Source organism: Streptomyces sp. 13-12-16, assembly GCF_002114215.1.
Classification (GTDB): Bacteria; Actinomycetota; Actinomycetes; order Streptomycetales; family Streptomycetaceae; genus Streptomyces.
On sequence record NZ_NCTE01000602.1, the window covers coordinates 1 to 23,492 of the forward strand.

Below are 23,492 nucleotides of genomic sequence, written 5' to 3' on the forward strand. Positions count from 1 at the left end.
CCCGGGGGCGTGGCTCCCCGTACGACCCCCCCGGCGGCCCGCCGCCGACCGGGGGCGGCGGGCCCTCCGGCGGTGGCGGTGGTGATCCCTACGGCGGTGGCGGGCCCTACGGCGGAACCCCCGGTCCCCCCGACCCCCTCGCCGGCATGCCCCCGCTCGCCGACAGCGGCAGGCGCACGCTCGCCCGCATCATCGACATGATCCTCGTCGGCATCGTCGTCTGGCTGCTCACCTGGCCGTTCGGGGTCAGCGAGTACGACGTCGACGGCGACGAGATCAACGTCGGCAACTCCTTCGCGCAGTCCCTCATCGCCGCGGCCCTCTACATCGCCTACGACACCTTCATGACCGCCCGCAACGGCCAGACCCTGGGCAAGAAGTGGCTGCGCATGCGGGTGGCCGACCTCGCCGACGGCTCGAACCCCTCCGTGCAGGCCGCGCTGATCCGCGCCCTCGTGCTGTGGCTGCCGTTCGCGTTCTGCTGCGCCTGCGTGTGGACCGTGATCGCGGGCGGCTGGAGCTTCTTCGACCGGCCCTACAAGCAGGGCCTGCACGACAAGGCGGCCAAGACCGTGGTGGTCAGCACCGGATGAGGGTCAGGACGCCGCGCGCTCCCGCACCGGCTCGCGGGCCGGAGGGGCGACGGTGGCCCGTACCGGCTGGACCGGCTCCGGGGCCGCGGGCCGGTCCGCCACGGCGGGCCGTACCACCGCGACGGGCCGCCGGGGTCCGGGAAGCGGGACCGTCATGGCCACCAGCAGTCCGAGGGCGAGGGCCGAGACGGCGACGATCGCGACGCCCACGCCCGAACTGGCTCCGGACAACAGCAGCATGGCGAACGTCGAGAAGATCACGGTGCACGAACCGTAAGCGAGCTGAGCGACAGTCGGACGGGGCATGGCCATCGTGTCCTCGGGAGTCGGGGGCTGTCCGCCTGGCTTCCACCGGTTCAGGGCGGTTTCGCCAAACGACTCTAACCGCGAGCGTGCCCGAGGGGAACGGACGGTAAGCGTGACCTGCCCGACAGGGCCGGTGCACGGGGGGCGCACGGATTCATGACGTCCATCAAGTGGACGGTCGTGCGCGCCCGCTCGGATTCGCGCCGGTGTGTCCGGAAAGCGAACCGCGACTCCGCATAGTGCAGTTGAACTGTTCAAGTCAAGGTCTGTTTTTTCTGGCGAACCTTTAGTCAAATGACGTCACTTGACTACACGCGTTGATCACGTGCGTGCGGGACCTTCCACAGACGGAACCTCCTTCGGCCGCGCGTACGCACGCGGGAGGGGATCTCAAGTGATCAGTAGACCCTGGACGTTCAGAGCGGCCGCGACGGGCGTGGCTCTCGCGGCGGTTACCGCCACCTGCTCTGCGTTCACCGTGGCCCAGGCCGACTCGGCTGACAAGGCCGATCGTCCCAGCGCCGTGGACCGGCACGACCCGGCGGAGCACAACCACGTCGAGCACGACCTCGAGGGGCCGCTCTCCAAGACGCAGGAGGCCCAGCGGGAAGAGGCGCTCAACCAGGTCATATCCGGTAAGACCTCGGTCAAGAACCGTGACGGTTCGAAGGTCGTCCAGCTCAAGAGCAAGAAGGGCGACAGCAAGTACGTAGAGCTCGGCCGCGAGAAGACCGACAAGATCTTCACGATCCTGGTCGAGTTCGGCGACCAGGTCGACAGCCGCTACGGCGGCGACGCCGGCCCGCTGCACAACCAGATAGCCAAGCCGGACCGCAAGGTGGACAACTCCACGGCCTGGCAGGAGGACTACGACCAGCAGCACTTCGAGGACCTGTACTTCGGGTCCGGCAAGGGCGTCGACTCGGTCAAGACCTACTACGAGAAGCAGTCCTCCGGCCGCTACTCGGTCGAGGGCGAGGTCTCCGACTGGGTCAAGGTCCCCTACAACGAGGCCCGTTACGGCAACAACGCCTGCGGCGACACCAACTGCCCGAGCGTGTGGAACGTCGTCAGCGACGGCCTGAACGCCTGGGTCGCCCAGCAGAAGGCGGCCGGCCGCACCGACGCCCAGATCAAGGCGGACGTCACCCGCTTCGACGAGTGGGACCGCTACGACTTCGACGGCGACGGCGACTTCAACGAGCCCGACGGCTACATCGACCACTTCCAGATCGTGCACGCCGGTGAGGACGAGTCCGCGGGCGGCGGCGCCCAGGGCACCGACGCGATCTGGGCCCACCGCTGGTACGCCTTCGGCACCGACGCCGGCGCCACCGGCCCCGAGCAGAACCGGCTCGGCGGCGCGCAGGTCGGCTCCACCGGCATCTGGGTCGGCGACTACACCGTCCAGCCGGAGAACGGCGGACTCGGCGTCTTCGCCCACGAGTACGGCCACGACCTCGGTCTGCCGGACCTCTACGACACCGCCGGCGGCGAGAACTCCACCGGCTTCTGGACGCTGATGTCCTCCGGTTCCTGGCTCGGTACCGGGAAGAAGGAGATCGGCGACCTGCCCGGCGACATGACCGCCTGGGACAAGCTCCAGCTCGGCTGGCTGAACTACGACACCGCCAAGGCGGGCGTCGACTCCTGGCACAAGCTGGGCGTCGCCGAGTACAACACCAAGCACAAGCAGGCGCTGGTCGTCACGCTGCCGAAGAAGGCCGTGACCACCGAGATCATCGAGCCGGCCGAGGGGCAGACCCAGTGGTGGAGCGGCAGCGGTGACAACCTCAAGAACACGCTGACCCGTTCGGTCGACCTGACCGGCAAGTCCTCCGCCGAGCTCACCTTCGACGGCTGGTACGACATCGAGGCCAACTACGACTACCTCTACACCGAGGTGTCCACCGACGGCGGCGCCAACTGGACCGCCGTCGACGGCACGGTCGACGGCCAGCCGATCCCGCGCGACGGCAGCGACAAGCCGGCCCTGCACGGCACGCTCGACGGCTACAAGAAGTTCGCGTACTCCCTCGACGCCTACGCCGGCCAGAAGGTCGACCTGCGCTTCCGCTACCAGTCCGACGGCGGCGTGGCCCTCAAGGGCTTCACGGCCGACCAGGTCACGGTGACCGCGGACGGCACGCCGGTCTTCTCCGACAACGTCGAGAGCGCGGACGCCGCCTGGACGGCGAACGGCTTCACCCGCCAGGGCGCGTCCTTCACCAAGGACTACGCGCAGTACTACATCGCCGAGAACCGCCAGTACGTGTCGTACGACAAGACCCTCGAGGTCGGCCCGTACAACTTCGGCTTCACGTCCCGCCCGGACTGGGTCGAGCACTACGCGTACCAGAACGGCCTGCTGATCTGGAAGTGGGACACCTCCCAGGCGGACAACAACACCAGCGAGCACCCGGGCACCGGTCTGGTCCTCCCGATCGACTCGCACCCGACCGCGCTGAAGTGGTCCGACGGCACGCTGATGCGCAACCGCATCCAGACCTACGACGCGACGTTCAGCAAGTTCCGCACCGAGGGCATGACGCTGCACAAGGCGGACGTGGCGAAGTGGATCCCGTCGTCGAAGGGCGTGTCGGTCTTCAACGACCGCACGAACACCTACTACGACCCGGAGAACCCGGGCGGCGGTGTCCGGGTCACTGACACCAACACGAAGATCAAGATCCTCAAGGAGGCCAAGGACGGCTCGACGATCGAGCTCGAGGTCGGCCCCGCGGGTAGGTAAATAGCATCTTCGCAGGTCAGAGCATGATCGGCGGTGACCCCCTGGCGGGTCACCGCCGATCCGTGTTTAGGTGCCTCCTGTGGCTCTCTTATTGACACCAGTGGACACGGGGGTATGAGCGCATGGCCGCAGGAGGTTTCTGCAAGCTGCCGAACGGCACGGTGGTGGTGGCACTGAACCTGCCCAGCCCCGCCGCCGACGCACCCGCCGGGGTCCGCGTCCTCGTCCACGCCCAGAACCGCGCCCGAGCCCTGACCAGGCTCCGCAACCTGGGCCTGCGATCCATCTACCTGCGGGGCAACGCCGCCCCGCCCACCCCCGACGAGATCACCGCGGTCCTCCACCACCCCGACGGCCTCATATGGCGCACGACCCCCGACACCACCACCCTGACGGTGGAACTCTGGCACCCGATAAGAGCCCTGCTCAGACGCCCAGCGACCCCCGCGTAGCCGCGGGCACCTCCGCCGCCCAACCGCGGGCAATCGTGCCTCCCCCAGTGCCTTAAGGGCCTGGGAGGTGCCCCCAGCGGCACGGGTGGGCGCTGGGGGTACCCCCTCTGGGGGAGGCACCCCGCGAACGCCGGGCTGCGCGACACCCCCCGGCCCACCCCCACAGACCTCACTGCACGACGGGCTTCCCCGACAACTCCACCCCCGCCGAGCGCAGCTCCTCCAGCGCACGCTCAGTGCTCTCCGACGCCACCCCGGCCGTGAGGTCGAGCAGCACGTGCGTACGGAACCCCTCCTTCGCCGCATCGAGCGCGGTCGCCCGCACACAGTGGTCCGTGGCGATCCCCACCACGTCCACCTCGTCGACCCCCCGCTCCCGCAACCACTCCGCCAACGACGTCCCGTTCTCGTCGGCCCCCTCGAACCCGCTGTAAGCGGCCGAGTACGCCCCCTTGTCGAACACGGCGTCGATCGCCCCCGAGGTCACCGCGGGGGCGAAGTTCGGATGGAACCCGACCCCCTCCGTCCCGGCGACACAGTGCGCGGGCCAGGAGTGCGCGAAGTCGGGGTTGTCGGCGAAGTGCCCGCCGGGCGCGATGTGGTGGTCGCGCGTGGCCACCACGTGCCGGTAGCCGCCGGCCGAGGCGGCCTGTCCGATCAGCTCGGTGATGGCGGCGGCCACGTCCGCCCCGCCGGCCACGGCGAGGCTGCCCCCCTCGCAGAAGTCGTTCTGCACGTCAACGACGATCAGTGCGCGGCGCATGGTCGGTGTCCTTCGACTGTGGGATCGGGTGAGGTCGGGTGGGGGCGGGCCCGGCCGGGTGAACCTCCGAGCCTATTGAATTGAGGACGGCGCGGACAGGGGCACGGCAGGGCGGGCGGAGGCCCCCGCCCGCGCGACGGGAGCCCCGCCCCGCGCAGAGGGGGCACGCTTTCAACTACCCGACAGCCCGTGCGCGTACTCCGTCGGGAGGACGGGTTCCCCGCGGGAGAGCTGGGTGGCGGACAGCGGCAGGCCCGCGCGGACCGCCGCGTGCCGGTCGCGGACCACGTCCAGCGGCTCACGGGCGATCACCTCGCCGCCCTCGACCAGCGGCACCAGCAGCTGCCGCCCGGCCAGCTCGTCGGGCACCGGGCCGGTGCCGACCACCTCGGCCTCGGCGACGCCGTACTCGTCCAGCCGCCGCGCGGCCCACTTGCGGCCGCCGATGGAGGTCTTCCCGCCGCTGGACTTCTTCGCCACCGGCACCAGCGGTGCCTTCGGGTCGGCGGACTCCGCGCGGGCGACCAGCTTGTACACCATGGAGGCCGTCGGGTGCCCGGAGCCGGTCACGAGCTGGGTCCCCACCCCGTACGCGTCCACGGGCGCCGCCGCCAGCGAGGCGATGGCGTACTCGTCCAGGTCCGAGGTCACGATGATCTTCGTGCCGGTGGCGCCCAGCTCGTCCAGCTGCTGCCGCACCCGGTGCGCCACCAGCAGCAGGTCCCCGGAGTCGATGCGTACGGCACCCAGCTCAGGACCGGCGACATCCACGGCCGTACGGACCGCCTCGGCCACGTCGTAGGTGTCCACCAGCAGCGTCGTACCGCCGCCGAGGGAGTCGACCTGCGCCCGGAAGGCGTCCCGCTCGCTGTCGTGGAGCAGGGTGAAGGCGTGGGCGGAGGTGCCCACGGTGGGGATGTTGTAGCGGAAGCCGGCCGCCAGGTCGGAGGTGGAGGCGAAGCCGCCGACGTACGCGGCCCGGGAGGCGGCCACCGCGGCCAGCTCGTGGGTGCGCCGGGCGCCCATCTCGATCAGCGGCCGGTCACCGGCGGCGGACGACATCCGGGAGGCCGCGGCGGCGATCGCCGAGTCGTGGTTGAGGATCGACAGGATCACCGTCTCCAGGAGCACGCACTCCGCGAAGCTGCCCTCGACCCGCATGATCGGCGAGCCCGGGAAGTACACCTCGCCCTCGGGGTAGCCCCAGATGTCACCGGAGAAGCGGTAGCCGGCCAGCCAGTCCAGGGTCTCCTCGTCGACGATGTCCTTCTCGCGCAGGAACCGCAGGACGCCCGGGTCGAAACGGAAGTTCTCCACCGCGTCCAGCACCCGTCCGGTGCCGGCCACCACGCCGTAGCGGCGGCCGTCCGGCAGCCGCCGGGTGAAGACCTCGAACACGCTGCGCCGCCCGGCCGTGCCGCCCTTCAGGGCGGCCCGCAGCATCGTCAGCTCGTACTGGTCAGTGAAGAGCGCCGTCGACGGAACATCCACCGGCAGCCCAAGGTCCGCTGTGTTCATACCGGGGATGCTACCCCCATTTCGTCAGTTTGACGATTTCGGTCCGCGCACCGGAACAGCGGGCCGGTTTGTGCGACCACCCCCCTGCGGTGGCAGCATGGGCTGTGTGACGTCACCCGCACCCCTGGAGATCGAACGCACCGAATCGGCGGAGGAGGCCTTCGCCGTACCCGAGCCCGACGTCCCGTGGGTCACCATCGTCCACAACGACCCGGTCAACCTCATGAGCTACGTGACGTACGTCTTCCAGACGTACTTCGGCTACAGCAAGGACAAGGCCACCAAGCTCATGCTCGACGTCCACCACAAGGGCCGGGCGGTCGTCTCCAGCGGTACCCGCGAGGAGATGGAACGCGACGTCCAGGCCATGCACGGCTACGGCCTGTGGGCCACCCTCCAGCACGACCGGAAGTGACCGATCCGGACATGACCCGCCCCCGCCCGCAGGACCGGAAGCAGCGAATCGCCGCCATGCCAGGAACCTTCGAACCGCTCCCCGGCGGCGGCGCGGCCGTCGCCCTCGACGACGTCGAGATCTCCATCATCCGGTCCCTGGCCGTGCAGCTCATGGAGCTCATCGGCCCCGGCCCGGCCGAGGACGCCTCCGCCGACCCGCTCGCCGAACTCTTCGCCGAGGGCCCGAGCGAACCCCCCTCCGACCCGGTGCTGCGCCGCCTCTTCCCGGACGCCTACGGCGACCCCGAGGGCGCTCCGGAGGCCAAGGAGGCCGAGGAGCAGCGGGCCCACTCCGCCGAGTTCCGCCGCTACACCGAGAACGACCTGCGGGCCGGCAAGCGCGACAACGCCCTCGCGGTGATCCGCTCCCTGGACGCGCTCGCCCCGGCCGGCGGGGGCGGCGCGGTGCTGGAGCTGTCGCCGGACGCGTCCCGCCAGTGGCTCGGCGCCCTCAACGACCTGCGCCTCGCGATCGGCTCCCGCCTGGAGATCAGCGACGAGGACGACAGCGACCTCCTCTTCCACCTCCCCGACGAGGACCCGCGCAAGCCGATGGTGATGGCGTACCTGTGGCTCGGCGGACTCCAGGAGACCCTCGTCGCCACCCTCATGCCGTGACCCCGCGGTGTGACCCCATGCCGTGAGCAGGCGCCGGATGTCCGGAAAAGTCCGCTGACGTGTTCGCTCAGAGGACACTCAAATCCGGATAACGATCGCGTCAAAGAGCCCGCCGTCTATGGGCTCTTCAGGTGCCTTTTGTCCACTTCTCTCTGTGAAGCACGCCACAAACCGCCCGTGTGATCAGTATGGCGGCCGTGATAAATCTTCACGACCGCCCGGCGAACACCACCCGTATGTTCCGCCGGGTGCGCCACCGAGCCGGCGACCGCCGGCCAGGCACGGGCGGACTCCCAGAGCCCGCCCAGCTCCATCAGTCCGGGGGGATCGAGACCCGATCCGAGGCCGACAGCGGCCCGGGTCGGCATGGAGAAAGGCGCACCACACATGGCCTCACCGCAGGTCGACACGGAGTCCGTACCCGAAGAGGGGTACGAGCGCGGCCTCAACAGCCGCCAGGTCCAGATGATCGCGATCGGCGGCGCCATCGGCGTCGGGCTCTTCCTGGGAGCCGGGGCGAACATCGCCAAGGCCGGACCCAGCCTGATCGTCATGTACGCCCTCGCCGGCGTCATCATCTTCTTCATCATGCGGGCCCTCGGCGAGCTCCTGCTCTACCGCCCCGTCTCGGGCTCGTTCGCCGAGTACTCGCGCGAGTTCCTCGGCCCGTTCTTCGGCTACTTCACCGGCTGGACGTACTGGCTGATGTGGGTGGTCACCGGCATGGCCGAGCTGACCGCCGCCGCGATCTACATCAACTTCTGGTTCCCGTCGATCCCGCAGTGGACGTCGGCCCTGGTCTTCCTGATCATCCTGTTCGGGGCCAACCTGATCTCGGTGAAGCTCTTCGGCGAGATCGAGTTCTGGTTCTCCATGGTCAAGGTCACCGCCATCATCGGCATGATCGTGATCGGCCTCGGCGTGCTCACCCTCGGCTTCAGCCAGGCCGGCGACACCGCCGCCGTCTCCAACCTCTGGGCCTTCGACGGCTTCTTCCCCAAGGGCATCGGCTCGTCCCTGATGACCCTGCAGGGCGTCATGTTCGCCTACCTCGCCGTCGAGCTCGTCGGCGTCACCGCCGGTGAGTCCGAGAACCCCGAGAAGACCCTGCCCAAGGCGATCAACACCCTGCCCTGGCGCATCGCCCTCTTCTACGTCGGCGCCCTCACCGTCATCCTGTGCGTGGTCAAGTGGACCGAGTTCTCCGCCGACGCCAGCCCCTTCGTGAAGGCGTTCGCGGTCATCGGCATCCCGGCCGGCGCCGGCATCGTCAACTTCGTGGTGCTCACCGCCGCCCTCTCGTCCTGCAACTCCGGCATGTACTCCACCGGCCGCATGCTGCGCAACCTCGCCGACAACGGCGAGGCCCCGCGGGTCTTCCGGCGGCTGTCCTCCACCAAGACCCCGGCGCTCGGCATCGCCACCTCCGTGGTCTTCATGGGCATCGGCGTCGTCCTGAACTACACCGTCCCGGAGAAGGCCTTCGGCTACGTCACCTCCGTCGCCACCGCGGCCGGCATCTGGACCTGGCTGATGATCCTGATCAGCCACGTCCTCTACCGCCGCAAGGTCGTCGCGGGCCGGCTGCCCGCCTCCTCCTTCCCGGCGCCCGGCGGCTCGGTCTGCTCCTACATCGCCATCGTGTTCCTGCTCTTCGTCACCGGCATGATCGCCTACGACGCCGACTCCAGGATCTGCCTGTACGTGATGGCCGGCTGGGCCATCGCCCTCGGCATCGGCTGGGCGGTCCTCAAGAGCCGCAACCCGCAGGTCACCCGGCGCGACGAAGACCGGTTCGAGAAGGTGGGCTGACCTCCCCCCGGGACGCCGGGGCGCAGGGGGTACTCGTGGCACCCCCTGCGCCCCTCCGCTCAAGGCGTCCGGCATGCGGGCCGTTCCGTACCACCCCTCGGTACGGAACGGCCCGCATGCTTATCCTGAGCCCCATGCTGACCATCACCCAGGCCCTGTACGACCGGATCGTCGCCCACGCCCGCGAGGACCACCCCGACGAGGCGTGCGGCGTGGTGGCGGGCCCGGTGGGCGCCGGCCGCCCCGAGCGCTTCATCCCCATGCTGAACGCGGCCCGCTCGCCCACCTTCTACGAGTTCGACTCCCAGGACCTGCTGAAGCTGTACCGCGAGATGGACGACCGGGACGAGGAGCCGGTGGTCATCTACCACTCCCACACCGCGACCGAGGCCTACCCCTCCCGCACCGACATCTCCTACGCCAACGAGCCCGGCGCCCACTACGTCCTGGTCTCCACCGCCGACGCCGACGGCGCCGGCGAGTTCCAGTTCCGCTCCTTCCGCATTCTGGAAGGCGAGGTCACGGAAGAGGAGGTCAAGGTCGTGGAGGCCTACTGAACCGGGCCCGCCGAACCGGCGAACACGGCCCCGATCTCGTATCCCGGAAGAACGGTGTCCGAAGCATGAGATCACACTCGGGGGACCGGCCCGGGAATCGATACGATGACCCCATGGTTCTCCACGACGTGAGCGAAAAAGCGCCGGGCACGCTGCTCGTGGCGCGGCTGCACGTCGACCTGTGCAGGCTGAACAGCGCCATCTGTTGATCTTCCGCTGCCGCCGTGGGCCGTGAGCCGCGGCGAACTGCCGCGCGCCCGCGCGCCCTTACGAATCCACGACAGACACTTCCGACAGGAGCCCTCAGCCATGGCCATCGAGGTCCGCATCCCCACCATCCTCCGCCAGTACACCGACGGTCAGAAGGCGGTGGAGGGCACCGGGGACACCCTCGCCGAGCTCTTCGCCGACCTCGAGACCCGGCACACCGGCATCCACGCCCGCATCGTGGACGGCGAGCAGCTCCGCCGCTTCGTCAACGTCTACCTCAACGACGAGGACGTCCGCTTCCTGGACGGCATCAACACCAAGCTGTCCGACGGCGACAACGTCACGATCCTGCCGGCCGTCGCCGGCGGTATGGCCTGATACCCGATGCGTTACGACTCCCCGCTGGCCGCGGTGGGCAACACCCCCCTGGTGCGCCTGCCGCGGCTCTCGCCGTCCGCCGACGTCCGGATCTGGGCGAAACTGGAGGACCGCAACCCCACCGGCTCGGTCAAGGACCGCCCCGCCCTGTTCATGATCGAACAGGCGGAGAAGGACGGCCGCCTCACCCCCGGCTGCACCATCCTCGAGCCGACCAGCGGCAACACCGGCATCTCGCTGGCCATGGCCGCCAAGCTCAAGGGCTACCGCATGGTCTGCGTGATGCCCGAGAACACCTCGCAGGAACGCCGTGACCTGCTCGGCATGTGGGGCGCGGAGATCATCTCCTCCCCGGCCGCCGGCGGCTCCAACACCGCCGTGCGCGTCGCCAAGGAGCTCTCCGCCGAGCACCCCGACTGGGTGATGCTCTACCAGTACGGCAACCCGGACAACGCCGGCGCCCACTACGCGACCACCGGCCCCGAGATCCTCGCCGACCTGCCCTCCGTCACCCACTTCGTGGCCGGCCTCGGCACCACCGGCACCCTCATGGGCGTCGGCCGCTACCTGCGCGAGAACAAGCCCGACGTGAAGATCGTCGCCGCCGAACCGCGCTACGACGACCTCGTCTACGGCCTGCGCAACCTCGACGAGGGCTTCGTCCCCGAGCTGTACGACGCCTCCGTGCTGACCACCCGCTTCTCCGTGGGCTCCGCCGACGCCGTCACCCGCACCCGCGAACTCCTCCAGCAGGAGGGCATCTTCGCCGGCGTCTCCACCGGCGCCGCCCTGCACGCGGCGATCGGCGTCGCGAACAAGGCGCTCAAGGCCGGCGAGAGCGCCGACGTCGTCTTCGTCGTCGCCGACGGCGGCTGGAAGTACCTGTCGACCGGCGTCTACACCGCCGCCACGACCGAAGAGGCCATCGACACCCTCCAGGGCCAGCTCTGGGCCTGACGCCGCACGCACCCCACGCACCACGAGGGGCCGGAGAACACCTTCTCCGGCCCCTCACGCGTCCTCGGAGTCACCCCGCCCTGACTCCCACCCGGACCCCCGCCGTCTCCGGGACCGGTGCCCCCGCCCCCACCCGTCGACGAGCGCGGAGACGAGCGCGAGCAGTACCACCGCGGCGAGCGCGAGCCACCAGGCCGTGTGCATGCCCCGACCGTACCGGCGCGAGCCCCCGCCCCGCGCCCCTCCCGCCCCGGCGTGCGCCGCATCCAGCCGAACCGGTGACACCACAGGTGAGTTCGCCCACAACGGCCCCTGGCGGAGGAGCGACCACAGGTTTTGCGCCTTACGCTCGACAAACCGCACGACCCCCGTCTCTCCACACCCGCCAGCGGAGGTTTCTGCTTCATGAAGCTCACCGTCGTCGGCTGCTCGGGGTCGTTCCCGTCCGCGGAATCGGCCTGCTCGAGCTACCTCGTCGAGGCCGACGGCTTCCGGCTGCTCCTCGACATGGGCAACGGCGCCCTGGGCGAGCTGCAGCGCCACTGCGGTCTCTACGACCTCGACGCGATCTTCCTCAGCCACCTGCACGCCGACCACTGCATCGACATGTGCGCCTACTTCGTGGCGCGCTACTACCGGCACGACGGCGGCCGCTGCGCCCCGCTGCCGGTCTACGGCCCCGAGGGCACCGAGCACCGGCTCACCACCGCCTACGCCGACACCCCCTCGGCCTCCTCCATGAGCGAGGTCTTCGACTTCCACACGGTCAAGCCGTCCACCTTCGAGATCGGCCCGTTCCTCGTGCACACCGAGCGCGTCGCGCACCCGGTCGAGGCGTACGGCATCCGCATCGAACACGGCGGCAGGGCACTGACGTACTCCGGTGACACGGGCGTCAGCCCCGCGCTCGACGACCTCGCCCGCGACGCCGACCTCTTCCTGTGCGAGGCCGCCTTCACGCACGGCAAGGAGGACATCCCCGACCTGCACCTCAACGGCCGCGAGGCGGGTGAGACGGCGGCCCGCGCGGGCGCCCGCCGCCTGATCCTCACCCACATCCCCCCGTGGACCGACCCGCAGGTCAACCTCACCGACGCCCGCGCGGCGTACGCCGGCCCGGTGGGGCTGGCGGCGCCGGGGGCGACGTACGAGATCTGAGCGCGCACGGCGCGAAGGCAAAGGGGGAGGGCCCCGGAACCGACTCGGTTCCGGGGCCCTCCCCGTCGTACAGGGACCGTTCACGCCTTGGTGAGGTCCTCGACCTCCTCCTCGGGCTCGCGGCCCGGGGTCTTCAGGTCGAACTTGACGATCGCGAAGCGGAAGACCACGTAGTAGATGACCCCGAAGACCAGACCGATCGGGATGATCATCCACGGCTTGGTGGCCAGGCTCCAGTTGAGCGCGTAGTCGATGAAGCCGGCCGAGAAGTTGAAGCCGTCGTGCACGCCCAGACCCCAGGTGATCGCCATCGAGGCCGCGGTGAGCACCGCGTGGATGACGTACAGGAGCGGCGCGATGAACATGAACGAGAACTCGATCGGCTCGGTCACACCGGTGACGAACGAGGTCAGGGCGAGCGAGATCATCATGCCGAGGACGGCCTTGCGGCGCTCGGGACGGGCGGCGTGCGCCATGGCCAGGGCGGCGGCCGGCAGACCGAACATCATGATCGGGAAGAAGCCGGACTGGTACATGCCCGCGGTCGGGTCGCCGTGCAGGAAGCGCGGGATGTCGCCCTGCCAGACCTGGCCGGCGGCATCGGTGAAGTCACCGAGCTGGAACCAGGCGACGGTGTTCACGAACTGGTGCATGCCCACCGGGATCAGCGCACGGTTGACACCGCCGAAGAGGGCGGCGCCGCCCGCGCCCAGACCGGTCATCCACTCGCCGAAGCTGGAGATTCCCTCACCGATGGGTTCCCAGACCAGGCCGAAGAAGACACCGACGACGATGCCGACGAACGCCATGATGATCGGCACCAGTCGGCGGCCGTTGAAGAAGCCCAGCCAATCCACCAGCTTGGTGCGGTGGAACCGCTGCCACAGCACGGCGGAGAGCAGACCCATGATGATGCCGCCGAGCACACCGGGATTGTTGTATGTCGCGGCGACGTCCGGGCCGTCCTTGACCACCGCCTCGGTGACCGGGAAGGCCTCCAGCACCTTGCTGTAGACGAGGAAACCGACCACTGCGGCCAGCGCGGTCGAACCGTCCGCCTTCTTGGCGAAGCCGATCGCCACGCCTATGCAGAACAGGATCGGTAGCGAGCCGGTCAGAGCGCCGCCCGCGTTGTTGAAGACGGCGGCGACCTTGTCCCAGCCCAGGCCGTCCTTGCCGAAGATGTCGTCCTGGCCGAGCCGGACCATGATGCCCGCCGCCGGCAGTACGGCGATCGGGAGCTGAAGGCTGCGTCCGACCTTCTGCAAGCCCTGGAACAGGCCTGATCCCCGCTTCTTTGCGGGGGCCGCCGTTGCGGTGGCGGTGCTCATAAGTCCTCCATCGGGTGATGGTCTACACCACTCAGTGGTGTAGACCTGTTGTAGCACGATGAAGGCCGCGTAAGGAACCCACGAATGCTGCTATCGGCGGGCTACCCACCGTGCCCGTCCGGGACCCTCGACCGGAACCCTTCGCAGGCACGCCGAAAAGCCCCCGGACCACGAGGTCCGAGGGCTCGAACAGCCGCCCCCCAGCCTAGGCAGTCACGCCTTGGCGCTGTCCTCCACCTCCTCCTCCGGCTCCCGCCCCGGAGTCCTCAGGTCGAACTTCGTGATCGCGAAGCGGAAGATCACGTAGTAGACCACCGCGAAGACCAGACCGATCGGAACGATCAGCCACGGCCTGGTCGCCAGGTTCCAGTTGATGACGTAGTCGATCAGCCCGGCCGAGAAGCTGAACCCGTCCTTCACCCCCAGCCCCCACGTCACCGCCATCGACACCCCCGTCAGCACCGCGTGGATCACGTACAGCACCGGCGCGATGAAGAGGAAGGAGTACTCCAGCGGCTCGGTGATGCCGGTCACGAACGACGTCAGCCCCACCGACAGCATCAGACCGCCCACCTCCTTGCGGCGGTGCGGCTTCGCACAGTGCGTGATCGCCAGCGCGGCGGCCGGCAGGGCGAACATCATGATCGGGAAGAAACCGGTGGTGAACTGGCCCGCGGTCGGGTCGCCCGCCAGGAACATGTTGATGTCGCCGTGCACCACCGTGCCGTCCGGCTTGGTGTAACTGCCGAACTGGAACCACATCGGCACGTTCAGGAACTGGTGCAGCCCGATCACCAGCAACGCCCGGTTGGCCACGCCGAACACGCCCGCGCCCCACGCGCCCAGATCGTTGAGCCAGTCGCTGAAACCCTCCAGCGCGCCGCCGATCGGCGGCCAGATCCACAGGCACAGCGCCGCGAACAGGATCGCCACGAACGCCATGATGATCGGCACCAGCCGGCGGCCGTTGAAGAAGCCCAGCCAGTCCACCAGCCTGGTGCGGTGGAACCGCTGCCAGAAGTACGCCGCCAGCAGCCCCATGACGATGCCGCCGAAGACCCCCGGATTCTGGTACGTGAACGACGTCACCGTCCTCGCCCCGTCGGTCAACTGGCACCCGACCTGCGGCACCGCCTCCGACCCCTCCGGACAGTCCTCCGGGAACTGCCGCAGCACGTTGAAGTAGACGAGGAACCCCGCAACCGCCGCCAGCGCCGTCGACCCGTCCGACTTCTTCGCCATCCCGATGGCCACACCCACACAGAACAGCAGCGGCAGCCCCAGCGAACCGTCCAGCAGCGCGCCGCCCGCGCCCACCATCACCTTGGAGACGTTCGTCCAGCCCAGACCCTCGTCCCCGAACACGTCCGGCTGCCCCAGCCGGTTCAGGATGCCCGCCGCCGGCAGCACCGCGATCGGCAGCTGCAGACTCCGCCCCATCTTCTGCAGACCCTGGAACAGACGGTTCCAGCGTTCACGGCCGGGAGAGGCCGCACTCCCGGCGCCGGCGGCACTCTCGGCACTCATCCGGTCCCCCTCGGCGAAAGCGGTGACGACGGGTTTGGCGGCAGTCCACCCGGTGGTGTAGACCAGTCGGAGGGACGGTTCCGCTGTCGTGACGCCATCATTCGGCACCCGCGACAGGACCGCTCGCAAAGATGGGCCAACTGTGGGTTACTGCGACAAAGCGGTTCGGATCAGGGAGAACGAACATGGCCACCAAGGCTGAGAAGATCGTTGCCGGGCTCGGCGGCATCGACAACATCGAAGAGGTCGAAGGCTGCATCACCCGCCTCCGCACCGAGGTCGTGGACCCCGCCAAGGTCGACGAAGCCGCCCTCAAGGCCGCCGGCGCCCACGGGGTCGTCAAGATGGGCAGCGCCATCCAGGTCGTCATCGGCACCGACGCCGACCCCATCGCGGCGGAGATCGAAGACATGATGTGAGCCGCGGCCACACCTTCGGGGCCCCTCCCGCACCTGCGGAAGGGGCCCCTTCCCCTGTACGGCTAGGCTCAGCGCCATGTCTCGAATCGACGGCCGCACCCCCGAACAACTCCGCCCGGTCACCATCGAACGCGGCTGGAGCAAGCACGCCGAAGGCTCCGTCCTCGTCTCCTTCGGCGACACCAAGGTCCTCTGCACCGCCTCCGTCACCGAAGGCGTCCCCCGCTGGCGCAAGGGCAGCGGCGAGGGCTGGGTCACCGCCGAATACGCGATGCTGCCCCGCGCCACCAACACCCGCGGCGACCGCGAATCCGTCCGCGGCCGCATCGGCGGCCGCACCCACGAGATCAGCCGCCTCATCGGCCGCTCCCTGCGCGCCGTCATCGACTACAAGGCCCTCGGCGAGAACACCATCGTCCTCGACTGCGACGTCCTCCAGGCCGACGGCGGCACCCGCACCGCCGCCATCACCGGCTCCTACGTCGCCCTCGCCGACGCCGTCGCCTGGGCCCAGGGCAGGAAACTCGTCAAGCCCGGCCGCAAGCCCCTCACCGGCACCGTCAGCGCCGTCTCCGTCGGCATCGTCGGCGGAGTCCCCCTCCTCGACCTCCGCTACGAGGAAGACGTCAAGGCCGACACCGACATGAACGTCGTCTGCACCGGCGACGGCCGCTTCGTCGAGGTCCAGGGCACCGCGGAGGCCGAGCCCTTCGCCCGCGAGGAACTCGACGCCCTCCTCGACCTCGCCGTCACCGGCTGCACCGAACTCGCCGCCGCCCAGCGCGCCGCGCTCGACACCGTCCTCGAAAGGTAAAAGAAACACCAAGGCAGTCGGCCGACGCGGGCAACCGCGCCGGCCGCCGCCGCGTCTGAAGGAGTACGGGCGCACGGATCGACCCCGGGCGCCCGGCCAACGACCAGGGCCGCCGCGCGGCCCGACAAGGGGAGGGACCGTTCCATGGCCGCGAGCCGCCGACGCCGCACCGCAGCCGTCGCCGCCACCCTGGCGGCCGTCGCGCTGACCGCCGGACTCACCACCGGCTGCGACGCCGTCGACAAGGCACTGGACTGCGTCCAGACCGCCGACGCCGTCGCCGACAGCGTCACCGACATGCAGCAGGCCGTCGAGAACGCCGGCAACGACGTCACCCAGCTCGAGGAATCCCTCGAGTCCATAGACAAGAACCTCGCCGACCTCGGCGACAAGACCGACAACGCCGACGTCGGCAAGGCCGTCGACGACCTCGAGAAGGCCGTGCAGAACGTCCGCACCTCCGTCGAGAACGGCGACGAGACACCCGACATCAGCCCGGTCACCGACGCGGCCGGCGAACTCACCAAGGTCTGCACGCCGTAAGGACCCGCGCATGGGCCCGGGGATACTGGGCCCATGACCCGCCTGATCCTCGCCACCCGCAACGCCGGGAAGATCACCGAACTGCGCGCGATCCTCGCCGACGAGGGCCTGCCCCACGAACTCGTCGGCGCAGACGCCTACCCCGACATCCCCGACGTCAAGGAAACCGGCGTCACCTTCGCCGAGAACGCCCTGCTCAAGGCCCACGCCCTGGCCCGGGCCACCGGCCTCCCCGCCGTCGCCGACGACTCCGGCCTCTGCGTGGACGTCCTCAACGGCGCCCCCGGCATCTTCTCCGCCCGCTGGTCCGGCGCCCACGGCGACGACAAGGCCAACCTGGACCTGCTCCTGGCCCAGCTCTCGGACATCGCCGACGAGCACCGGGGCGCCTTCTTCGCCTGCGCGGCGGCCCTGGCCCTCCCCGACGGCACGGAGCGGGTGGTCGAGGGCCGCCTGATGGGCACCCTCCGCCACACCCCGGCAGGCACGAACGGCTTCGGCTACGACCCGATCCTCCAGCCGGAGGGCGAGACGCGCACGTGCGCGGAACTGACGCCGGCCGAGAAGAACGCGATCAGCCACCGCGGCAAGGCGTTCCGGGCACTGGTTCCGGTGGTGCGGGAGCTGTTGGGCTGAGTAACGGGTGAGGGGCCACCGATCAGGCGGCCCCTCAGCGCGGTGCGGCCGGTGGGATTCGAACCCACACGGGCTTTCGCCCACGGCGTTCTAAGCGCCGACTGTCTACCCTTCCAGCACGGCCGCATGCCAGGCCATGCTAGCGGTCGACGGCCACTTGCCTACCCCGGCCTCCTCGACACCAGGTATCCGTGGAGGCGTGACAATTGGGGCACAGCAGCCGCAGATTCTCCCGTCGGTCGTCGCCCCAGTCCCCGTTGATGTGGTCGATCTCCAGGGTCATCGGCTTGCCGAGCCACTCGGGACCCGTACCGCACTCAGCGCACGCATCGGGCACGCCAACTTCGCCAAGCGCCCGACGCAGAAGCACGGTCCTCGTCCGTCGCTTGCCATCGTGCTTGATCAGAATGTCTTCAGGCCGCCTGAGCGGAGTCGGACCAGGCTTGCCGCGCTGGTGGGCCTGCCCCAGAAAGTGTGCCGTCGAGATGTTCTCCTCATTCATCCACTGATGCAGGAGGGTGCGCTGTGTACCACTGTCGGGACGCCCCAGCCGACGAAGCGCCGCAGCGATCGAAACGGACTCGTCGATTGCCGTACGCAGTTCTTCGGCGGTGGGGCGGGGACGACTGTCGGAAGGGCTGAAATGCGAGGTGTCGATCCCGAAGTGAGCAAACCGCTTCGTGAGGTATCTGCGGAGATGGCCATAAGGCTGGGTGTCGAAGAAGGTGATCACCTCCTCGAGGTTGGAGCACTGCGCGGCAGCCTCTGCCAGGCGGTCGCGGGTGTATCGCACGCCGCTGCTCATCAGGCCGCGCGTCCCTTGCCGCGTCCTCGGTAATTGTCCGTTGTTGAGTGGCAGTTGGGGCAGAGGAATCGCAGGTTATCGATGCGGTTGTCTCGCCAGTTGCCGTTCACGTGGTCGACTTCCAAGGGGAGCGGACGTCCTCGCCAGGAGTTGCTGGCACCGCAGAGGGCGCATCGCTCCGGGATGCCCAAGGTTGTCATCGCCCACTTGAGCCGGTCGCTCGGGATGCGTCGGGCGTGCGTAGGTGGCTGCTCGACCAGCAGACCCTCTGGTGTCCGCGGGCGCCATGGCTTGCCCTTCCGGGTCGGCATCTGGAAGTGCGAGATGTCGATGCCGTACGCCTTGATGCGGCGGCTGATGTGAGTGTGGTGCCCACCGACGACTTCGAGCCCGAGGTGCCGTAGCACCTCGCACATGTTCGTCGAGGCCGAGACCGCTTCCTGGAGCAGCTCTCGAGTCCACTTCACCCCTTCACGCTGAAAGTGTGACGTGTCGACCCCGAGCTTCTTCATCCGCCCCAGCACGTACCGCCGCGTCGAACTCCTCGGATCCACCCCCAACCGCACCAACGCCTCCGTCAACGTCCGCGCCCCCCGAGCCGCCTCTTCCAGCCGCTCCCTGCTGTACGCACTGGCCCCCATCGAACCCCTCCGTCTCCCGGCCACCTGTTCGTGGCCTCGTACGGAGTAACGAACCGGATATCGGACGGTCACGTACGAAAAACGGAACGGCCCGTACCGGCAATCCGGTACGGGCCGTTCCGCAGGTGGGCGGGGTCAGACGCCCAGATCCTTGATGATCTTGGCCACGTGGCCCGTCGCGCGGACGTTGTAGAGGGCGCGCTCGACCTTGCCCTCCTCGTCGACGACGATCGTGGAGCGGATGACGCCCATGTAGGTCCTGCCGTAGTTCTTCTTCTCGCCGAAGGCGCCGTACGCCTCGAGGACCTTCTTGTCCTCGTCGGCGAGGAGGGTGACCTTCAGCGACTCCGCCTCGCGGAATTTGGCGAGCTTCTCCGGCTTGTCTGGGCTGATGCCGATGACGTCGTAGCCGGCGCCGGCCAGCAGCTCCAGGTTGTCGGTGAAGTCGCAGGCCTGCTTGGTGCAGCCGGGGGTGAGGGCGGCCGGGTAGAAGTAGACGATGACCTTGCGGCCCTTGTGGTCGGCCAGGGACACCTCGTTGCCGTCGGCGTCGGGCAGGGTGAAGGCGGGGGCCTCGTCCCCGGGCTGGAGGCGTTCGCTCATCGGTCTGGTCTCCTCGTGCGTGCGCGCTGCGTGGATCGGGTGCCGTGATCGAGGGTAACCGGGGGTCCTGACCGTGCGTGGCGGTGTGGAGCTGACAGACTGTCCGGTACAGGTACACGGGTATCAGCGGATTTCGGAGGCGGCACGGTGGCGGACACGGCGGACACCAGGACCCCGGCGCAGATCGAGGCGGACATCAGGCGCCGCCGTGCGGTGCTGGCCGAGACCCTGGACGAGATCGGTGTACGGGTGCACCCGAAGACGATCGTGGGGGATGCCAAGGCCCGGGTCGTCTCGAACGTCGACCACACGCTGGGGCGGGCGTACGTCCGGGTCAACGGCGTGGTGAGCGACGTCAGGGCGCAGTTCGTGGACGAGGAGGGTTCGCCCCGGCTGGAGCGGGTCGTTCCGGTGGCGGTGCTGGTGGTGGGGGTCGTGGGGCTGCTGGCCCTCGGGTCCCGTCGGCGCGGGCGATGACCCCGAGCGCGTACGTTCGGGGCGGATGCAGGTAGGTTTCAGGACGTGAGCGCCAAGAGACACGAGAACGGTTCCCAGGACGACAAGCTGCCCATCCGGATGCTGCACGACCGCGTGCTCGTGCGGCAGGACACGAGTGAGGGCGAGCGGCGTTCCGGGGGCGGCATTCTGATTCCCGCGACGGCGGCCGTGGGCCGTCGGCTGGCCTGGGCCGAGGTGGTCGCGGTGGGGCAGAACGTCCGGACCGTGGAGCCGGGCGACCGGGTGCTGTACGACCCGGAGGACCGGGCGGAGGTCGAGGTGCGGGGGACGGCGTACGTGCTGATGCGGGAGCGTGATCTGCACGCCGTGGCCGCGGACCGTTTCGAGGGTTCCGAGGATTCGACCGGTCTGTACCTGTAGATCGGTGGTGGGAGGGGGCTGGTGACCGTTGTCACCGGCCCTTTTCCCGTTTCCGGGCTAGGGTGGGGGGACCCGAGAGGGCCCCGACGAGACGCGCCGTACCGGGGTGAAGGCAAAGACGACGCACCCCCGTTTCCGTTCGTGTCCCGGAGGTGCCCGTCATGGCCTGGGTTCTGCTTGTCGTCGCCGGTCTGCTGGAGGTCGGCTGGTCGGTCGGGATGAAGTACACCGACGGTTTCACCCGGCTGGTGCCCAGTGTGCTGACCGGTGCCGGGATCGTGACGAGCATGCTGTTGCTGTCGTACGCCGCCCGTACGCTGCCGATCGGTACGGCGTACGGCGTGTGGGTGGGGATCGGCGCGGCCGGGGCGGCGGTGCTGGGCATGCTGGTGCTGGGTGAGCCGGTGACGGCCGCGCGGATCTTCTTCATCTGTCTGCTGCTGGTGGCCGTGGTGGGGCTGAAGGCGACGTCCGGGCACTGAGCGGCGGGCCGGCGGGTCAGTGCCATCGGCTGTTCTGGATGAGTGCGCCGGTCAGGCCGTCCGGGCCGGGGATGTCGTCCCCGTTGGCGCCGCCGTCGTCGCCGTCGCCGGTGTCGTCGGTGCCGCCGGTGGTCGTTCCGCCGTCGGTCGTTCCGTCGTCGTCCCCGGTGTCGCCGCCGGTGGTGGTGCCGTCGGTCTGTTCCCGGGGCTGTTCCTCTTCGTCCTGGCCGGTGGACTCCTCGGCCGGTGCCTCGCTGCCGCCGCCGTTGTCGTCGCCCGGGTCGCCGGAGGAGGACGGGCCGGTGCTGGAGTCGCCGGGGGGTGGCTGGGTCTTCCAGGCGCCGGGCTGGAGGCGGAGGTTGAAGGCCGTGACCGGTACGTCCTTAAGGGCTTCGCGGGTGTACTGGCCCCAGATCTCGGCGGGGGCGCCGCCGCCGTTGATGCGGGGCAGGCCCATGGCGCCGTAGAGGGACTTGTGGCCGGCGGTGACGGGGTCCTGGCCCATGACGGCGACGACGGTGGCGAGGTCGGGGGTGTAGCCGGCGAACCAGGCGGCGGTGTCCTCCTCGGCGGTGCCGGTCTTGCCGGCGGCGGGGCGGCCCGCGGTCTGGGCGGCGGTGGCGGTGCCGTTCTCGACGACGCCGCGCAGGACGGAGGTGGTGGTGTCGGCGGCCTGGCGGCTGACGGCCTGACGGGTGTGGCGGTCGGGCAGGTCGATGTCCCGCCCGTTCTGGGTGACCTTCTCGATCATCGTGTAGTCGCCGTGTTTGCCGTGGTTGGCGAGGGTGGCGTACGCCTGGGCCATGTCGAGGACGCTGGCGGTGGCGACGCCGAGGGCGATGGAGGGGCCGGCGTCGGAGAGGCTGGGGGTGTTCTCGGACAGGCCGAGGTCGATGGCGGTCTGCCGGACCTTGTCGGGGCCGACGTCGACGGCCATCTGCGCGTACACGGCGTTGACGGACTTGTCGGTGGCCTCGCGGACGGTGATGTCGCCGTAGTCGCGGTGGTCCTCGTTCTCGGGGGCGTAGCGGTCGCCGGGCCAGCCCTGGACGGGGCGTTCGCTGGTGCCGTCGTAGACGGTGTTGGGGGTGATGGGGTGGCCGTCGCGGGTGCGGGAGCCGTTCTCGACGGCGGCGGTGAAGACGAAGGGCTTGAAGCTGGAGCCGACCTGGAAGTCCCGGCGGGTGGCGTTGGGGGTGTACTGCTTGACGTAGTCGATGCCGTTGTACATGGCGACGACCTTGCCGGTCTTCACGTCGACGGAGGCGCCGCCGGCGCGGACGAAGGTGTCGACCTCGCGGTTCTCCTGGTCGAGCCGGTCCATGAGTTTGTCGTTGACGGCGTCGACGAAGGCGTCCTGCTTGTCCTTGTGCAGGGTGGTGGTGATGCGGTAGCCGCCGGTGTCGAGGGCGTCCTCGTCGACGATGTCGTTCTGGACGAGCTGGTTCTTGACGATGTTCACGATGTAGCCGCGCTGTCCGGACAGGCTGGTGGAGACGGTGGTCCGCTGGGGCACGGGGAACTTCAGGCCGGCGCGTTCGGAGGGGCTGAGCCAGCCCTCGTCGACCATGCCGTCGAGGACGTAGTTCCAGCGGTCCTCGACGGTGTCGCGGTTCTCGGGGTGGGTGATGACGTCGTACTGGCTGGGGGCGTTGACGAGGGCGGCGAGGTAGGCGGCGCGGCCGGCGTCGAGTTCGGAGGCGTCCATGCCGTAGTAGGCGTGGGCGGCGGACTGGATGCCGTAGGCGCCGCGGCCGAAGAAGCTGGTGTTGAGGTAGCCCTCGAGGATCTGGTCCTTGGTCTGTTCGCGGTCGAGTTTGATGGCGATGAAGAACTCCTTCACCTTGCGGGTGACGGTCTGTTCCTGGCGTAGGTAGTAGTTCTTCACGTACTGCTGGGTGATCGTGGAGCCGGACTGTCTGCCCTTGCCGGTGAGGGTGTTCCAGGCGCCGCGGACCATGGCCTGGGGGTCGATGGCGGACTCGGTGTAGAAGTCGCGGTCCTCGGCGGCGAGGACGGCGTGCCGGGCGTCCTCGGAGATCTGGGAGAGGGTGACGTTCTCCCGGTTGACCTCGCCGTCGCGGGCGATGACGGAGCCGTCGGCGTAGAGGTAGACGTTGGCCTGCTGGGTGGCGAGGGCGTTGGCGGCGGGGATCTGTACGAGGTGGTAGCCGAGGAAGAAGCCGCCGATGACGACCGCGGCGGCGACGAGGAGGCCGCCGAGGACCATGCGCCAGGTGGGGAGCAGCCGGCGCCATCCGGTGCGTTCGGGCCTCTTCGTG

The 23,492-nt window shown here is 69.3% G+C and carries 28 protein-coding genes, 1 tRNA gene and 1 riboswitch; of the genes, 18 read left to right on the top strand and 11 right to left on the bottom strand.

Going from position 1 to position 23,492, the window contains the following annotated elements; genetic code table 11:
- Nucleotides 1-593: RDD family protein (locus B7767_RS23815; protein ID WP_085574021.1), on the top strand; the 593-nt coding region annotated here is incomplete at its 5' end.
- A 3-nt stretch (nt 594-596) separates the two neighbouring features.
- Here the strand turns inward: B7767_RS23815 and B7767_RS23820 are convergent.
- On the bottom strand, nt 597-905 hold the full coding sequence (locus B7767_RS23820; RefSeq protein WP_179167257.1) for a hypothetical protein: 309 nt from the start codon (nt 903-905) through the stop codon (nt 597-599).
- A 388-nt stretch (nt 906-1,293) separates the two neighbouring features.
- Between B7767_RS23820 and B7767_RS23825 the strand changes: the two genes are divergently transcribed.
- Together B7767_RS23825 and B7767_RS23830 are read left to right on the top strand one after the other, a co-directional pair.
- Entirely contained in the window at nt 1,294-3,651 is a 2,358-nt protein-coding gene (locus tag B7767_RS23825) for an immune inhibitor A domain-containing protein (RefSeq protein WP_085573993.1), read from the top strand.
- Nucleotides 3,652-3,773: 122 nt separating this feature from the next.
- Nucleotides 3,774-4,103 carry a hypothetical protein gene (locus tag B7767_RS23830; RefSeq protein ID WP_085573994.1) on the top strand — a complete coding sequence of 110 codons (330 nt, stop codon included), beginning with the start codon at nt 3,774-3,776 and terminating at the stop codon, nt 4,101-4,103.
- A gap of 169 nt (nt 4,104-4,272) precedes the next feature.
- On the opposite strand, the gene B7767_RS23835 is transcribed toward B7767_RS23830, so the two are convergent.
- Both B7767_RS23835 and B7767_RS23840 read right to left on the bottom strand, forming a co-directional pair.
- Nucleotides 4,273-4,866 (bottom strand): nicotinamidase, encoded by a 594-nt coding sequence (locus B7767_RS23835; RefSeq protein WP_085573995.1) that lies wholly within the window; start codon nt 4,864-4,866, stop codon nt 4,273-4,275.
- Between the two features lie 171 nt (nt 4,867-5,037).
- Nucleotides 5,038-6,384 carry a nicotinate phosphoribosyltransferase gene (locus B7767_RS23840; protein ID WP_085573996.1) on the bottom strand — a complete coding sequence of 449 codons (1,347 nt, stop codon included), beginning with the start codon at nt 6,382-6,384 and terminating at the stop codon, nt 5,038-5,040.
- Nucleotides 6,385-6,481: 97 nt separating this feature from the next.
- Between B7767_RS23840 and clpS the strand changes: the two genes are divergently transcribed.
- The 7 genes from clpS (at nt 6,482) to B7767_RS23870 (ending at nt 11,372) form a co-directional block, all read left to right on the top strand.
- Nucleotides 6,482-6,799, top strand: a complete 318-nt coding sequence (clpS, locus tag B7767_RS23845; RefSeq protein ID WP_085573997.1) for an ATP-dependent Clp protease adapter ClpS — start codon at nt 6,482-6,484, stop codon at nt 6,797-6,799.
- A gap of 56 nt (nt 6,800-6,855) precedes the next feature.
- Nucleotides 6,856-7,458 carry a DUF2017 domain-containing protein gene (locus B7767_RS23850; protein ID WP_085574023.1) on the top strand — a complete coding sequence of 201 codons (603 nt, stop codon included), beginning with the start codon at nt 6,856-6,858 and terminating at the stop codon, nt 7,456-7,458.
- Nucleotides 7,459-7,845: 387 nt separating this feature from the next.
- Nucleotides 7,846-9,270, top strand: coding sequence for an amino acid permease (locus B7767_RS23855; protein ID WP_085573998.1), 1,425 nt, complete (start codon nt 7,846-7,848; stop codon nt 9,268-9,270).
- Nucleotides 9,271-9,404: 134 nt separating this feature from the next.
- Nucleotides 9,405-9,827 (top strand): Mov34/MPN/PAD-1 family protein, encoded by a 423-nt coding sequence (locus tag B7767_RS23860; RefSeq protein ID WP_085573999.1) that lies wholly within the window; start codon nt 9,405-9,407, stop codon nt 9,825-9,827.
- A 113-nt stretch (nt 9,828-9,940) separates the two neighbouring features.
- Nucleotides 9,941-10,036 (top strand): putative leader peptide, encoded by a 96-nt coding sequence (locus B7767_RS49385; protein WP_324617155.1) that lies wholly within the window; start codon nt 9,941-9,943, stop codon nt 10,034-10,036.
- Nucleotides 10,037-10,136: 100 nt separating this feature from the next.
- Nucleotides 10,137-10,415 carry a MoaD/ThiS family protein gene (locus tag B7767_RS23865; protein WP_085574000.1) on the top strand — a complete coding sequence of 93 codons (279 nt, stop codon included), beginning with the start codon at nt 10,137-10,139 and terminating at the stop codon, nt 10,413-10,415.
- A gap of 6 nt (nt 10,416-10,421) precedes the next feature.
- Nucleotides 10,422-11,372: a PLP-dependent cysteine synthase family protein gene (locus tag B7767_RS23870; RefSeq protein ID WP_085574001.1), complete on the top strand. Its 951-nt coding sequence runs from the start codon at nt 10,422-10,424 to the stop codon at nt 11,370-11,372.
- Between the two features lie 54 nt (nt 11,373-11,426).
- Here B7767_RS23870 and B7767_RS49390 read toward each other — a convergent pair whose 3' ends face one another.
- A complete protein-coding gene (locus B7767_RS49390; RefSeq protein ID WP_179167258.1) occupies nt 11,427-11,576 on the bottom strand; it encodes a hypothetical protein in 150 nt (49 codons plus the stop codon).
- Between the two features lie 201 nt (nt 11,577-11,777).
- Between B7767_RS49390 and B7767_RS23875 the strand changes: the two genes are divergently transcribed.
- Nucleotides 11,778-12,530, top strand: coding sequence for an MBL fold metallo-hydrolase (locus B7767_RS23875; protein ID WP_085574002.1), 753 nt, complete (start codon nt 11,778-11,780; stop codon nt 12,528-12,530).
- Between the two features lie 80 nt (nt 12,531-12,610).
- Here the strand turns inward: B7767_RS23875 and B7767_RS23880 are convergent, their stop codons facing one another.
- Together B7767_RS23880 and B7767_RS23885 are read right to left on the bottom strand one after the other, a co-directional pair.
- Nucleotides 12,611-13,861 (bottom strand): PTS transporter subunit EIIC, encoded by a 1,251-nt coding sequence (locus B7767_RS23880; RefSeq protein WP_085574003.1) that lies wholly within the window; start codon nt 13,859-13,861, stop codon nt 12,611-12,613.
- Nucleotides 13,862-14,074: 213 nt separating this feature from the next.
- Nucleotides 14,075-15,388 carry a PTS transporter subunit EIIC gene (locus B7767_RS23885; protein WP_085574004.1) on the bottom strand — a complete coding sequence of 438 codons (1,314 nt, stop codon included), beginning with the start codon at nt 15,386-15,388 and terminating at the stop codon, nt 14,075-14,077.
- A gap of 185 nt (nt 15,389-15,573) precedes the next feature.
- Here B7767_RS23885 and B7767_RS23890 point away from each other — a divergent pair, with 185 nt between their 5' ends.
- The 4 genes from B7767_RS23890 to rdgB all read left to right on the top strand — a co-directional run bounded on the left by B7767_RS23890 (nt 15,574) and on the right by rdgB (nt 17,800).
- Complete coding sequence (locus tag B7767_RS23890) at nt 15,574-15,807, top strand: glucose PTS transporter subunit EIIB (RefSeq protein WP_030868674.1); 234 nt, start codon at nt 15,574-15,576, stop codon at nt 15,805-15,807.
- A 76-nt stretch (nt 15,808-15,883) separates the two neighbouring features.
- Nucleotides 15,884-16,621 (top strand): ribonuclease PH, encoded by a 738-nt coding sequence (rph, locus tag B7767_RS23895; protein WP_085574005.1) that lies wholly within the window; start codon nt 15,884-15,886, stop codon nt 16,619-16,621.
- A gap of 144 nt (nt 16,622-16,765) precedes the next feature.
- Nucleotides 16,766-17,164 carry a hypothetical protein gene (locus B7767_RS23900; RefSeq protein WP_085574006.1) on the top strand — a complete coding sequence of 133 codons (399 nt, stop codon included), beginning with the start codon at nt 16,766-16,768 and terminating at the stop codon, nt 17,162-17,164.
- A gap of 33 nt (nt 17,165-17,197) precedes the next feature.
- The gene (gene rdgB, locus B7767_RS23905; RefSeq protein WP_085574007.1) at nt 17,198-17,800 is read left to right on the top strand and encodes an RdgB/HAM1 family non-canonical purine NTP pyrophosphatase; all 603 of its coding nucleotides are present in this window, start codon (nt 17,198-17,200) and stop codon (nt 17,798-17,800) included.
- A gap of 43 nt (nt 17,801-17,843) precedes the next feature.
- On the opposite strand, the gene B7767_RS23910 is transcribed toward rdgB, so the two are convergent.
- From B7767_RS23910 to bcp, 4 genes are all read right to left on the bottom strand, one after another.
- A tRNA-Leu gene (locus tag B7767_RS23910) sits at nt 17,844-17,926 on the bottom strand.
- 13 nt (nt 17,927-17,939) lie between these two features.
- Nucleotides 17,940-18,605, bottom strand: a complete 666-nt coding sequence (locus tag B7767_RS23915; protein WP_085574008.1) for an HNH endonuclease — start codon at nt 18,603-18,605, stop codon at nt 17,940-17,942.
- Complete coding sequence (locus tag B7767_RS23920; protein ID WP_085574009.1) at nt 18,605-19,246, bottom strand: HNH endonuclease signature motif containing protein; 642 nt, start codon at nt 19,244-19,246, stop codon at nt 18,605-18,607. Before B7767_RS23920 ends, B7767_RS23915 begins: the two co-directional genes overlap by 1 nt.
- A 135-nt stretch (nt 19,247-19,381) precedes the next feature.
- Nucleotides 19,382-19,849 carry a thioredoxin-dependent thiol peroxidase gene (gene bcp / locus B7767_RS23925; protein WP_085574010.1) on the bottom strand — a complete coding sequence of 156 codons (468 nt, stop codon included), beginning with the start codon at nt 19,847-19,849 and terminating at the stop codon, nt 19,382-19,384.
- Between the two features lie 147 nt (nt 19,850-19,996).
- On the opposite strand from bcp, the gene B7767_RS23930 reads away from it, so the two are divergent.
- From B7767_RS23930 to B7767_RS23940, 3 genes are all read left to right on the top strand, one after another.
- Complete coding sequence (locus tag B7767_RS23930) at nt 19,997-20,326, top strand: DUF3618 domain-containing protein (protein WP_085574011.1); 330 nt, start codon at nt 19,997-19,999, stop codon at nt 20,324-20,326.
- Nucleotides 20,327-20,371: 45 nt separating this feature from the next.
- Nucleotides 20,372-20,728, top strand: coding sequence for a co-chaperone GroES (locus tag B7767_RS23935; RefSeq protein WP_030868687.1), 357 nt, complete (start codon nt 20,372-20,374; stop codon nt 20,726-20,728).
- A gap of 66 nt (nt 20,729-20,794) precedes the next feature.
- A riboswitch (guanidine-III (ykkC-III) riboswitch) is annotated at nt 20,795-20,856 on the top strand.
- 33 nt (nt 20,857-20,889) lie between these two features.
- Complete coding sequence (locus B7767_RS23940) at nt 20,890-21,210, top strand: multidrug efflux SMR transporter (RefSeq protein WP_085574012.1); 321 nt, start codon at nt 20,890-20,892, stop codon at nt 21,208-21,210.
- 16 nt (nt 21,211-21,226) lie between these two features.
- Here the strand turns inward: B7767_RS23940 and B7767_RS23945 are convergent.
- The coding region (locus B7767_RS23945) for a transglycosylase domain-containing protein (RefSeq protein WP_085574024.1) at nt 21,227-23,492 on the bottom strand (2,266 nt) is incomplete at its 5' end.